We start from the raw sequence: 13086 nt of genomic DNA on the forward strand, positions 1-13086 counted from the left end.
TATAAACTATGAATTGGACAGGAGAACTGTATGGTTTTTATACAGAAAAGCCAATACAGGAAGTATTTGAAGCATTAAAAAATAAGGCATTGGAAATGTCTTATAAATCCGACTATAATAAAACCGATATAGAGGAAACCTTATTGTTTTATAAGGATGAAAAGATGTTGGAATATCATCTGGAAAATGGCTACAACACGGAACTGAACGGAGAGGGATGTTTTTCCGTGGAGGCGAAAACGGTTAAACTGGATGGCATAGCTACCTTGTTTGAGTTTGAAGGGCTTTCTGATTTTGAGCCCTATGATATCAACCTGGTGTTCAGCAGGATTTATTATTACGTGTTGATAGTTCCTGATTTTATTGAAGAATCCGAGTTCTCAAAGAAAATACATTCAATGTTTCACCAGGTATTAAGTGAGGTGAAATCGGGGTAACAGGAGCAGATGGATCACTGAAGACCATATCCCGCAAGGGAATAAAGTAATCATATCATGGCTGTAGAAAATAAAGGCTTCGGGGCATTATTTGCAGAAAAGAAAAACTCACTGGACCATATCCAGAAAGGAATGGCCAGTATATTACCGGCTTTCCCCGGAATGCCCGCTGCAAAATATTTTGACCTCGGTATAGGCATAGATTTTCATGATTCGGTATTTCCTCCTTCTCCCTTATTACCGGTGCCTCATATCGGTATGGTGTTCGATATCATAGGAGCTATAATGGCCGCCATTGCCAGCGTAGTGCCGCCACCTCCGCCACCGCCGCCAGTGGAGGAAGGAAAAGAGCCGGAGCAGCAACCATTCTCGCTGGCAGCTACGGCACAAATGCTGGTGCATGCCCTGAGCCCTTCAGTAAAAGTACATAACCAGTGGGTAGCAAATGCAGGTACACCCATCCTGCATTTGCCCGCTATCATAGCACACCTGCCGTTTCCCATTGTGAAGCCGAAAGCCGCTTCCGAAATGTGGATGGGCAGTTCTACCGTGCTGGCAGATGGTGGTCCCTTTTCCACCCAGTTTCACCCGGCATTATCGTGTAACCTTGTGGGGTTACCATCTCCGCCACGGCTCAATAAAAAAAGTTCCGCCTTCGCCCTGATGGCGCCCACTTCAGTACTGCTGATCATGACATCCTCCGGGAAACCGGTGCTGGTAGGCGGTCCACCAATTATCGACCTGTTCCAGCTGATGTTTAAGCTGGGCCTGAAAGGATTGTCAAAAGCAGCAGGGGCGGCCCTGCAGAAGGTGATCAATAAAATAGAAAGCCGCTTTCCCAAACTGGCAGGCATACTGCAGGACTTTAAGTGTAAAAGGTTTGGAGAGCCCGTGGATGCAGCAAGCGGGCAGGTGGTTTCTTCCAATATAGATTTTCAGTTACCCGGGCCTATCCCACTGGTATGGGAACGCACCTATTACAGCAGCGCGGAAGTACCCGGCCCATTGGGCTACAACTGGCATCACAGCTATAACCTCAGCGTGTATGACCTGCGTAATGGTTACTTCAGTATACGCCTGGCAGACGGCCGCGAAACAGTAATGCCTGCACTACCCGCAGGCGGCAGTTACTTTAACAGGATAGAACAATTATGGTGGCGCCGCGACAACAACGGGTATTACCTGGAGAGTAAAGACCAACTTACTTACCGGTTCCATGCAAAACCGGCACGTGACGGAAGTTGTATGCTTTCTGAAATCCGCAACCCCGCAGGATTCCATATACAGTTCCGGTATAACGGGCACGGCTATCTGCAACAGATCATCGACAGCAGCAACCGCGTGCTGCAGGTAACCACAGATGAGCAGGACCGTATTGAATGCATTCATACCTACAAAGCAGCCACCCGTATTAACCTGGTGCGCTATGCCTATGATGAAGCAGGAAATATGGTGAGCACCACCAATGCGCGGGATGTGAGCAAATACTTTTTTTACAAAGGACATCTGCTGGTACGGCTCACCAACCAAACCGGGATGAACTTCTACTGGGAATATGACGGCAGCGGGGAAAACGCCCGTTGTATACATACCTGGGGAGATGGAGGAGTACTGGAATATCAAGCAAAGTATGAGAAAGGAAAGACAGTTGTTACTAACGGTCTTGGGCATACGACAGTTTACTGTTTCCGCGAAAACCGGCTGATCTATAAAATCATTGATGGTAACGGAGGGATTACCTTACAGCATTACAATATTTACGAGGAACTGGAGGTAGTAATAGACCCTGCCGGTAACACTGAAAAGTATGAGTATGACGCCTATGGAAATAAAGTGAAGGAAACCAATGGCAACGGGGAATCAACCTTGTTTTATTTTGATGAAGAGCAACGGTTTACGGGCATTAAAACGCCCGGTGGTAGAAAAATGGAGTTAACCTATAACGAAGAAGGCCTGGTGGTGAAGAAGAAGAACCTGGAAGGACAGGTAACCCGTTACCGGTATACAGGTCCTTATGTTACGCAGGTGGTCTATAAAGACGGGCGCACCTTCGAGCTGGAATATGATGAACAGCACAATCTCAGTGGAATCATCTCACCGGAAAAAACAGCAAGGCATTGGAAATATGATGAACTGGGACAGCTGGTAAAAGAAACCACTGAAACAGGCTACTGTTATGTCTATGAGCAGGATGTTGCCGGTAATGTTACCCTCGTGGAAGAAGCAGATGGCAACACACATCAGTTCACTTATGATGCTGCTGATAACCTGGTAAAGGCTGTTAATGGCCACCGCGAGGTAAGTTTTAACTACGGACCATTGGGTGTATTAACGGGAAGAACCCAACGGGGTGTGAATGTACGCTTTAACTACGACAGGGAGCTGCAGCTGCGCAGTATTGCCAATGAAGGAGGTGAACTGTACAGGATGGAGCCGGACGCCAATGGAAATATCATCAATGAATGGGGTTTTGATGGCATACATTATCACTATGAACGGGATGGTGCAGGACGTGTAAAAAAAATAATACGGCCGGATAACCGCTGGACCTCCTGTGAATACGATGGTATAGGACAATTGGTGAGGGAAGAGTTTAGCGACGGCAGTGTTACCGCATACGGATATAACAAAGATGGCTTGCTGACGGGCGCCTTCAATGAAGATGGGGCAGTGACCATTCAACGTGATGCTTATGGTCGTACTGTTAGTGAAGCACAGGGTGCTTATGAGGTGACACGTGAATATAACGAATGGGGAGAGCAGGTTTTCCTGGGAAGTACCTTAGGTGCTGCTATCCGGCTGGAGCATCATGCCGCGGGATATGTGGAAAAGATGCAGGCTGCTCATGGACCGGGAGGATCCTGGCAGGCGCAGTGGAAACATAACGAAAGCGGGCTGGAAATATTGAGACAGCTGTCTGGTGGAGTGAATGTGCAAACACAGCGCGATAAACAGGGAAGAGTAGTACGGCAGTCGATCGGGGTACATAACGTGGAGCAGCGCCGGATCCGCTATGATTGGGGGAAAAACTCGAAGCTGCGCAGTATAGTGAATGAACTGAGCGGTGCACAGGCGTTGTTCTCTTACGACGAGTTGGATAACCTGGTGAGTGGCAGCTATAGCCAGCGGGGAAGCGGCATGGACATCGTTTACCGGATACCGGATAAGCTGGGGCATCTTTTCAGAACACCAGGCCGTACCGACCGTGTGTATGGTAAAGGCGGGCGTTTGCTGGAATGCCCGGACTATTTCTATTATTACGACGGAGAAGGAAATCTCATCTGCAAAGAATTCCGTCACAATCACCAGGTAGCGGAAGACAAACAAGCATGGGCCAAAGCAAATAAAGTAGTATTGAAAGGAAGCCGCACGGGTTGGGTATATGAATGGAAGGCAAACGGGTGGCTGGGAAAAGTGATCACTCCTGCAGGGGGAGAAATTGTATTCAGCTATGACCCGCTGGGAAGACGTATTGCAAAAGTGAACAAACGGAAGCAGGAGGTAACCCGCTGGCTCTGGAACGGAAATGTACCATTGCATGAATGGCAGTACACCGGTGATTATCCACCTCACCTGGAAGCGGCGACCAACGGGGCATTGCAAATAGAACAGGAACCGGTAGATAACCTGGTGACCTGGATATTTGAAGAGGGTTCCCTGGTGCCTTGCGCAAAACTTACAACAGCAGGAGCTTACAGCATTATTGCAGATCATCTTGGCACACCGGTACATGCTTTTGATACATCAGGAAATAAAGTGTGGGAGCGAGAACTGGATTGCTATGGAAAACTAAGGTACCTGCATGGTGATAAAACATTTTGTAATTATCTTTATCAGGGTCAGTATGAAGATGCAGAAACTGGCCTGAGCTATAACAGGTTCCGCTACTATGATTCCGGCAGCGGGATGTATATTTCCCAGGATCCTATCGGGTTGCTGGGCGGAATGAGATTGTATGGTTATGTACATGATCCGAATAGCTGGGTAGATGTATATGGCCTCGCTGGTGGCGCCGGTGCGGGCTCTGGCCGTGGCTGGTTAAACTGGGCCAAGCAATGGCATGATAAACGGGCAGATGAAATATTTGGTACGGGTAACCAGGGACGGTCCATTGGCGGACGTAACTATGATAAATATTACGACGGCAAAGATATTGAGTTCAAATCCGATAATTTTTCCAAAGGCCCAAGGTCAAAAGAGTCTTTAGCCAGGATGGATAAGCAGGTGGATAAAGATATTGCCAACAAGGTTGCCGGAAGAGCCAATCCGCACTGGCATTTCGACCATGATCCAACTAATGCGGCAGATATGCAGGACCTCCTGAAGAAAATGGATGATAACGGAATTACCCATACACATGGTAAAACATACCCTGGTAGTCACTAAATAAAAATAAGAAATATAGTATGTCTGAGTTTTTTAGCGTAGTCAATGAATTTGAAGAGATGATTGAGCGGTTTGATTTTAAACAACCGAAGAAGGTCTGGTATCCTCATCTGGTGGCATTGACCAAACATATAGAAGATGTTTTTTACTGTTATGTGATCGCAAGGGTATATAAACACGATGGCTCCCTGCAAACCACTATGTGGGTAGGGCCTATCGACAGGCCCGATGATGGTCTTGATAGTTTGTCGGCCCATATTAAGGTGGATATTGGATATACACAAACCCTCGACGAAGAATTTTTCCGGAATTGTGAAAAAAAGATCATTCGCCTGATCGAAGATGGAACTTTAACTTCATTATTGGCTACCTCAAAAAAAGAACTGACGGATCCCTCTGTAATGAACAGGAGGTATGAAGTATATACTGCTTATCTTCTGCCATTTTTCAGGAAGATAGTTGAGGTGACGGGCGGGGATATGAAGGTACTGAAAAGCAAAACCAAATGTCAGGAAGCAATAGAAAAGGAGTTTTTGAATCTGGAGGGGGAGATGAAAGTATTCTTTGACAAATTTGGGCTAAAGGCTACTAAAGACAATATTTGGGAATGGTGCTATATTTATTCCCTGTAGCGCTTAACAAGTCTGCATCTCTGATACACTATGAAAAACATTTCATCTTTCGTTGCAAAAAAAGAACAGGAAGTGGCAACCGTTTACAGGAGCGTTACTGCTGAATCATGATAAGCCGTTTATGATATCATAAACGGCCTATCACCAAACGCTTCCCCGTTAAAACCGGGGGCTTACCACAAGGTCTTTACTGCCTGGTGTATATTTATAAAATCCTTCCCCGCTTTTAACGCCCAGGTAGCCTGCTGTTACCATGTTTACCAGCAACGGGCAGGGCGCATATCTGGGATTGCCAAAACCATCGTGCAGCACCTGCAATATAGAAAGACAAACATCCAGCCCGATGAAATCCGCCAGTTGTAAGGGCCCCATAGGATGCGCCATTCCCAGTTTCATTACGGTATCAATTTCAGCTACGCCGGCCACTCCTTCAAAGAGGGAGCAGATGGCTTCATTGATCATGGGCATCAGTATACGGTTGGCAATAAAGCCGGGATAATCGTTTACAACGCAGGGAACTTTCTCCAGTTTTCCGGAAAGTGATACGATGGCGCTGGTTACTTCCTTATCGGTGGCATAGCCGTTGATGATCTCCACCAGTTTCATTACCGGTACAGGATTCATGAAGTGCATGCCTATTACTTTTTCCGGGCGTTTGGTAACGGCGGCAATTTTTGTAATGGAGATAGAAGAGGTATTGGTGGCGAGTATCGCATCTGCAGGAGCGTGCAGGTCAAGGTCCTGGAATATTTTCAGCTTGAGGGCCACGTTTTCTGTTGCGGCTTCCACTACCAGTGATACTTCTTTTACGCCTGCTGCCAGGTCGGTTTGCAGGGAGATATTACCAAGCGTATCTGCCTTTGCAGCTTCAGTAATAGTGCCTTTGGCCACCTGACGGTCCAGGTTTTTAGTGATGGTTTGCAGGGCCTTATCCAGTGCCGGGGCTGAAACATCTATCAGGTTTACGGCGTAGCCGTGTTGGGCAAATACATGCGCAATACCATTTCCCATAGTACCAGCGCCGATAACCGCAATTTTTTGCATGGTGTAGTGATTTGTCGGGATTGAATAAGGCGCTAATTTAAGGTATTACACGTTACCGTCAGTAACTGCCGTAACTGTCGTCTTTCCGTTTGAAGTCGCCTTGCTTCCAGGCCTGGATAAACTGGGCCCATGCCAGTGGGTTAAAAATATTCTGCGGAGGCGGCTGACCTGCATAGTAGAGGTTCTGTGCCTGTTTCTTGAGATATTGATTGGTGCCTTCCCTGCCATCGATGGGCATGTAACGGGCCATGGCGCGAAGCCTGGCGTTGCTCGTATTTTTCCGTGCCACCTCGTAGGCGTCATCGGGGATATCCATATTAGCGAAGGCGCGCTCAAATTCTTCCCTGGAAAGATAGGGTTTGATAATAGTTACCGGGAGATAGGTGGTATCCTCCACCATCAGCTGTATCAGGGAAAAACTGTTTCCTTTGATATCCGGGGGGATACGGTAATTTTTATGTTTGAAGCCTACAGCACTGAAGGAGAGCGTATCGCCCTTGAATACAACGATAGAGAAAATACCGGATCTGTTGGAGATAGTTCCCCTGTTCTGCCCTTTTACCAGGATGCTTACCGCAGGAATGGCCCGCAAACTGTCTGCAGTCATGGTAATACCCGAAATCTGTATAACGCTGTCTCTGAATTCCGCGATCTGAGCTTTCAAAAGGAAAGGAGATAAAACGAAAATAATGATGAGTGACAGTATGTAGGATCTTTTCTTATGCATGCCGGCCCTAAGATATAAAAATTTAATTACGTGTTCCATGCAGTTGATCGCCTGCCCAGAGAAATTGTAAATTAAATCCCAATTGGGTTAACTTTGCTCTCTGGATTCAAAATTAACAACAATTTATGATCACGAAAGAGCAGGTTTTAAAGGCCCTGAGCAACGTAGAAGAGCCGGATCTGGGGAAGGATCTCGTTACGCTGAACATGGTGAAAGATATAGAGATCGATGGCAATAAAGTGAAATTTACAGTCGTTCTCACCACACCGGCCTGTCCGTTAAAGGACCTGATCCGCAATGCCTGTGTGAATGCCATTCATATGCTGGTGAGCAAGGATGCGGAGGTGGAAGTTGTCATGACGGCCAATGTCAGTTCCAAAAGAACAAACGGGCAGGGTGTACTGTCTAATGTAAAAAATATCATCGTAGTGGCTTCCGGTAAGGGAGGCGTGGGTAAATCCACTGTAGCGGCCAACCTGGCGCTGGCGCTGGGCCGTGATGGCGCCAGGGTAGGACTGATGGACGCGGATATTTACGGGCCTTCTGTTCCCATTATGTTTGGGTTGAGGGGAGAAAGACCGATGATGGTGAATGTGGACGGTAAAGGCATGATCCAGCCGATTGAAAAATATGGGATCAAGGTAATGTCTATTGGTTTGCTGATAGATGAAAGACAGGCGGTTGTTTGGCGCGGGCCTATGGCCAGCAGCGCGCTGAAGCAGTTTATCACCGATGTATACTGGGATGAACTGGATTACCTGGTAATTGATATGCCTCCCGGCACCGGCGATATTCACCTCACCCTGGTACAGACCGTGCCCGTTACCGGCGCAGTGATTGTTACCACACCACAGGATGTAGCCCTGGCAGATGCCAAAAAAGGTATTGCTATGTTCATGGGGCAGCAGATCAATGTGCCAATTATCGGATTAGTGGAAAATATGGCCTATTTCACGCCTGCTGAGCTGCCGGAAAATAAATATTACATCTTTGGTAAGGAGGGTGGAAAACACCTGGCAGAAGAAATGGATATTCCTTTCCTTGGCCAGATCCCCCTGGTACAAAGCATCCGCGAAGGCGGCGATGCCGGTGTACCCGTTATGGCCGGCGATGAGAAAATAACCCGCAAGGCCTTCCTGGATGTTGCCGGCGCGGCTGCCCGCAGCATCGCTATGCGCAACGCCAATGTGGCTCCCACCAAAATAGTGGAAATTATTGTATAACAGCACCAGGGTTGACGGATTACGGATAGAAATATCTGTAATCCGTTATCTTCCGATAATATCTTCGAATGTATACTCCAAAATTCACCAGGGAAACCAACTGGGACACCATTGCCGGTTTTATCAGCGAAAATGGTTTTGGCTTACTGATCAATACTGATAACGAAGGAACACCGCATGCCACTCATATTCCCATGACGCTGGCGGAGAAAACACCGGGAGAATTTGTTTTGCGTGGCCATATTGCGCGGATCAACCCGCAATGGGAATGGTTTGAAAAAAGCGAAGCGCTGGCCGTGTTTTCAGGACATCATGCTTATATTTCATCGTCCTGGTATGAAAAAGATAAAATACCCACCTGGAATTATATGGCCGTGCATATTCATGGCTCCATCCGTATCCAGGAAGAGGCAGAAGTAGTGGAAGCGCTCGGCTCGCTCATGGATAAATATGAGGCAGCATCTGCCTGCCCGGTACATCTCAGCGATATTGATGATAAAACCCTCCGGAATAATGTAAAAGCTATCGTTGGATTTGAAATGAGCATCCGCAATGTAAACGCTAATTATAAGCTCAGCCAAAATAAAAAAGACACCGATTATTTTAGCGTCATTGCCCATTTACGGGCATTGGGCGACGAAAATTCTTTACGTGTGGCAGCTGAAATGGAAGCCCGCAGGTCAGCCAATAAATAGATAAAACATTTTATTTTTTGTTGATGGTCATAATCCCAAAAAGGAATATCTTTATTTTAATCTTCCACGTTAAATTATGTCAGCATTGTCGGTAAGCCACAACTACCACAGTGAGTAAAGAAAAGTTGTTTTTCAAATACAGGTAATCATAATATGTTTAAAGAAGCGTCATTGCTTAAGTTTTTCTTAACTTTGCGCCCCAAATTAACCGACTATGAATCGACAGGAATTGGTGAATCTGATTAAGGAAAAGCAGTCTTACCTGTGCGTAGGACTGGATACAGACGTACAAAAGATTCCAAAACACCTGCTTTCTCATGCAGATCCGGTGTTTGCCTTTAACAAGGCGATTATTGACGCTACCAAAGATCTTTGTGTGGCCTATAAGATCAATACCGCCTTTTACGAAAGTATGGGCATGCGAGGCTGGGAAAGCTTACAACGCACCATTGAATATATCCCTTCCGGGATATTCACTATTGCTGATGCAAAACGTGGCGATATAGGCAATACTTCTACCCAGTACGCCAAAACATTTTTCGAAACCTACAAGTTCGATGCTGTTACCGTGGCCCCATACATGGGTAAAGACAGCGTAACGCCTTTCCTGCAGTTCTCTGAAAAATGGGCTATCCTGCTGGGATTAACTTCCAATGAGGGCAGCCAGGATTTCCAGATGCAGCAGATAGGGGATGAATTCCTCTTTGAAAAAGTGCTGAAAGCCGGTATGGAATGGGGCACACCAGACAACCTGATGTTTGTGGTGGGAGCCACCCAATCATCGCAGCTGGGATATATCCGTAAACTGGTACCAGATCATTTCTTCCTTGTACCTGGTGTAGGTGCGCAGGGCGGCAGCCTGGAAGAAATTTCGTTGCAGGCCATGAATAAAGACTGCGGGCTGCTGGTAAATGCCAGCCGCGCCATCATTTATGCAGGCAACGGAGAAGACTTTGCAACAGATGCCCGTCGTATTGCCAAACAATACCAGGTGGAAATGGCCGGGTACCTGAACAAGATCGTAGCAGCCGTATAATAATTTTTTATGCCGGTACCAGGCAGCGGCGGTTTGCCGCAGGCGCCAGGTACCGGCATCTCCCTGAGATGTTATTTAAAAAGACAGTTCCTCACCGTCCACCAGGGCTTGACTTCGAAAACCAGCCTGCCAGCCGCCACAGCAGGATCCTTTTCCACCAATGACACCACTTCAAGGCTGTCTTTACAATCCATAATAAAAATACCGCGCAGCGTTTCATCATTTTCAAAAGGACCCGCTACCACCAGCTTGCCGGCTGCAGCCATTTTGCTGATGTTGTCCATATGAGCCTGCTGGATTTTTGCGGCGAGGGCGGTATCCTGGTTCCGGAAAGGGCCTTTTTTTAACAGCACCATCCAGTACCTTTTTACTTCAGGGGATATGCCTGATCTGACTTTTGGGGTTGGCACACGAAGGGCGACAGATTGTAATGGTGTGGGGTGAAATGATAACATCACAACGACTAAAAATCCCAATAGCAAAAGCGCAGGTAAAACTTTGCTTGCCATAACAACTGAATTTGAAGGAAAGGTACAAACTTGTCATGAAATAACGCGTTTGCCTTCCCGGAATTTTTAATGAAAATCAGCTCCCGGCGAAAAGCTTAAATCTCCCGGTGGACGCGGTTCCTAACGGGTAATTTCTTATATTGGGTATTAAACCTGTAGTAATGCAACAAGATCTGTTTCAGTCGCCCGACTATTTTGCCATAGATGATTTACTGAAAGAAGAGCACCTTTTGACCCGTGATGCAGTTCGTCAATGGGTGAAGAAAGAAATATCCCCCATCATTGAAGATTATTGCCAGCGCGCAGCTTTCCCGTCGCAAATATTGCAGGGCCTGGGGGAACTGGGCTGCTTTGGCCCTACCATACCGGTGGAATATGGTGGAGGCGGAATGGATCATATTGCTTACGGACTGATGATGCAGGAACTGGAAAGGGGCGATAGCGGTATCCGTTCTACCGCATCGGTGCAGGGATCGCTGGTGATGTTCCCGATATTTACTTTCGGGAGTGAAGCGCAGAAAAGGAAGTACCTGCCCAAACTGGCTACAGGACAAATGATGGGCTGCTTTGGCCTTACAGAACCAGATCATGGCTCCAACCCTGCAGGGATGCTCACCAACTTCCGGGAAGAAGGGGATCATGTAATATTAAACGGTGCAAAAATGTGGATTTCCAATGCCCCTTTTGCGGATATCGCCGTGGTGTGGGCAAAGGATGAAAGTGGCGTGATCCGTGGTATTATCGTGGAGAGAGGCATGGAAGGCTTCACCACGCCGGAAACCAAAGGGAAGTGGAGCTTACGCGCCAGTGCTACGGGGGAACTGGTGTTTGATAATGTGAAAGTACCGAAGGAAAATATCCTGCCGGAAGCGCGGGGCTTAAAAGGACCGTTAACCTGCCTCTCTTCCGCCCGTTACGGGATTGCCTGGGGAGTGATAGGGGCTGCGATGGATTGTTATGATACGGCCCTCAGATACGCCAAAGAACGTATACAGTTCGACCGTCCTATCGGCGGATTTCAGCTTACGCAGAAGAAGCTGGCGGAAATGATCACAGAAATCACCAAAGCGCAGTTGCTCAATTGGCGTCTCGGCGTTTTAAAAAATGAAGGAAAAGCAACAGCAGCGCAAATTTCAATGGCCAAGCGCAACTCCTGCGAAGTAGCCGCCAATATTGCCCGCAATGCACGTACCATTCTCGGGGGAATGGGTATCACCGGCGAATTCCCGGTGATGCGGCATATGATGAACCTGGAAAGCGTAATGACCTACGAAGGAACACACGAAATACATTTACTGATCACCGGTATGGATATTACCGGTTTAGACGCATTTAAATAGTAGCCGGCAGCTGCCCGGCTTACTGCCAACAATTACATGAAACAGTTCTTACTCCTGGCCACCCTGCTCTGGTGCACTGATATGATGGCGCAGCAGGCGCCTGCCCTGAAACTTATTACCTGTGAAGGGAAAGCACAGGGCACTTACTATATCGTAAAGTATTTATCGGCCGATACAACGTTAATGGATGAACGAATCGATTCCCTGTTTGCGGTGATCGACCAGTCGCTATCGTTATATAAACCAGGATCGGCCATCAACCGGTTTAATGAAACCGGTCATATCACCATGGATGAGCACATGAAAGCCGTGATCCGGAAGGCGCTGTTCACCAGTAAAGCCACCAACGGCCTGTTTGATATTACCGTGAAACCGCTGGTATACCTCTGGGGATTTGGTGTTGCCAAACCTTCCTTTAAAGGCGTGCCGCCAACAGACAGCATCAGGGCTGCGATGTCGTATATTGGTTACCGTTATCTGCGTGTAAAAGGCGACCAGCTGTATGCTGCAAAGAAAGGGGTACAGATAGATTGTAACGGTATTGCCCAGGGATATACCGTGGATGTGATAGGACAGTTTTTATCACAGCAGGGAATAGAAAATTACCTGGTGGATGTAGGTGGCGAATTATGTGCAAAGGGACATAATCATCAGCACAAAACATGGCGTGTGGGAATAGAACGGCCAGCGCCCGGCGATACCACGTATGAGCCTGTACAGGGGCTGGTGCGGCTTCCGGACAAAGGCATTGCCACCAGCGGAAATTACCGCCGTTTTTTTGACCAGGGACGTACACGCTTTGCGCATACCATTCACCCGGGAACAGGGATAGCGCTGCATAATAATATTATCAGTGTTACTGTGATCGCAAAAGATTGTTTTACGGCAGATGCTTTTGATAACCCGCTTATTTTGATGGGAGTAGAGAAGGGGCTTTCCTATATTGAACAACATCCGGAATACGGGCTGGAAGCAATTTATATTTACAAAGATAAGGATGGCGCCATTAAAGAAGCCTTCAGTAAAGGTTTTAAGGCATACATGGAGTTCTGAAAAA

The 13086-nt window shown here is 47.2% G+C and carries 11 protein-coding genes; 8 read left to right on the forward strand and 3 right to left on the reverse strand.

What is annotated here, in order from left to right; translation table 11 throughout:
* The first annotated feature begins 8 nt into the window (after positions 1-8).
* From FN124_RS19025 to FN124_RS19035, 3 genes are read left to right on the forward strand one after another with little or no spacing between them, the layout of a single operon-like run.
* On the forward strand, positions 9-437 hold the full coding sequence (locus tag FN124_RS19025) for a hypothetical protein (RefSeq protein WP_142686331.1): 429 nt from the start codon (positions 9-11) through the stop codon (positions 435-437).
* Positions 438-494: 57 nt separating this feature from the next.
* Positions 495-4823 (forward strand): DUF6531 domain-containing protein, encoded by a 4329-nt coding sequence (locus FN124_RS19030; RefSeq protein WP_142686332.1) that lies wholly within the window; start codon positions 495-497, stop codon positions 4821-4823.
* Positions 4824-4843: 20 nt separating this feature from the next.
* Positions 4844-5455, forward strand: coding sequence for an Imm25 family immunity protein (locus tag FN124_RS19035; protein WP_142686333.1), 612 nt, complete (start codon positions 4844-4846; stop codon positions 5453-5455).
* A 159-nt stretch (positions 5456-5614) separates the two neighbouring features.
* Here FN124_RS19035 and FN124_RS19040 read toward each other — a convergent pair whose 3' ends face one another.
* The gene (locus FN124_RS19040) at positions 5615-6499 is read right to left on the reverse strand and encodes a 3-hydroxyacyl-CoA dehydrogenase family protein (RefSeq protein WP_142686334.1); all 885 of its coding nucleotides are present in this window, start codon (positions 6497-6499) and stop codon (positions 5615-5617) included.
* Between the two features lie 58 nt (positions 6500-6557).
* Positions 6558-7226: a carboxypeptidase-like regulatory domain-containing protein gene (locus FN124_RS19045; protein ID WP_260607510.1), complete on the reverse strand. Its 669-nt coding sequence runs from the start codon at positions 7224-7226 to the stop codon at positions 6558-6560.
* A gap of 125 nt (positions 7227-7351) precedes the next feature.
* Here FN124_RS19045 and FN124_RS19050 point away from each other — a divergent pair, with 125 nt between their 5' ends.
* The 3 genes from FN124_RS19050 (at position 7352) to pyrF (ending at position 10180) form a co-directional block, all read left to right on the forward strand.
* Positions 7352-8449: an Mrp/NBP35 family ATP-binding protein gene (locus FN124_RS19050; protein ID WP_142686336.1), complete on the forward strand. Its 1098-nt coding sequence runs from the start codon at positions 7352-7354 to the stop codon at positions 8447-8449.
* Positions 8450-8517: 68 nt separating this feature from the next.
* Positions 8518-9144, forward strand: coding sequence for an FMN-binding negative transcriptional regulator (locus FN124_RS19055; RefSeq protein ID WP_142686337.1), 627 nt, complete (start codon positions 8518-8520; stop codon positions 9142-9144).
* A gap of 214 nt (positions 9145-9358) precedes the next feature.
* Positions 9359-10180 (forward strand): orotidine-5'-phosphate decarboxylase, encoded by an 822-nt coding sequence (gene pyrF / locus FN124_RS19060; RefSeq protein WP_142686338.1) that lies wholly within the window; start codon positions 9359-9361, stop codon positions 10178-10180.
* Positions 10181-10251: 71 nt separating this feature from the next.
* On the opposite strand, the gene FN124_RS19065 is transcribed toward pyrF, so the two are convergent.
* Positions 10252-10536 (reverse strand): YciI family protein, encoded by a 285-nt coding sequence (locus tag FN124_RS19065; RefSeq protein ID WP_185937263.1) that lies wholly within the window; start codon positions 10534-10536, stop codon positions 10252-10254.
* Positions 10537-10850: 314 nt separating this feature from the next.
* Here FN124_RS19065 and FN124_RS19070 point away from each other — a divergent pair, with 314 nt between their 5' ends.
* Together FN124_RS19070 and FN124_RS19075 are read left to right on the forward strand one after the other, a co-directional pair.
* Positions 10851-12029 (forward strand): acyl-CoA dehydrogenase family protein, encoded by a 1179-nt coding sequence (locus tag FN124_RS19070; protein ID WP_142686340.1) that lies wholly within the window; start codon positions 10851-10853, stop codon positions 12027-12029.
* A 36-nt stretch (positions 12030-12065) separates the two neighbouring features.
* Entirely contained in the window at positions 12066-13082 is a 1017-nt protein-coding gene (locus tag FN124_RS19075; protein ID WP_142686341.1) for an FAD:protein FMN transferase, read from the forward strand.
* Positions 13083-13086: the final 4 nt, after the last annotated feature.

Origin of the sequence: Chitinophaga polysaccharea (genome assembly GCF_902150045.1) — a bacterium.
Taxonomy (GTDB): Bacteria; Bacteroidota; Bacteroidia; order Chitinophagales; family Chitinophagaceae; genus Chitinophaga; species Chitinophaga polysaccharea_A.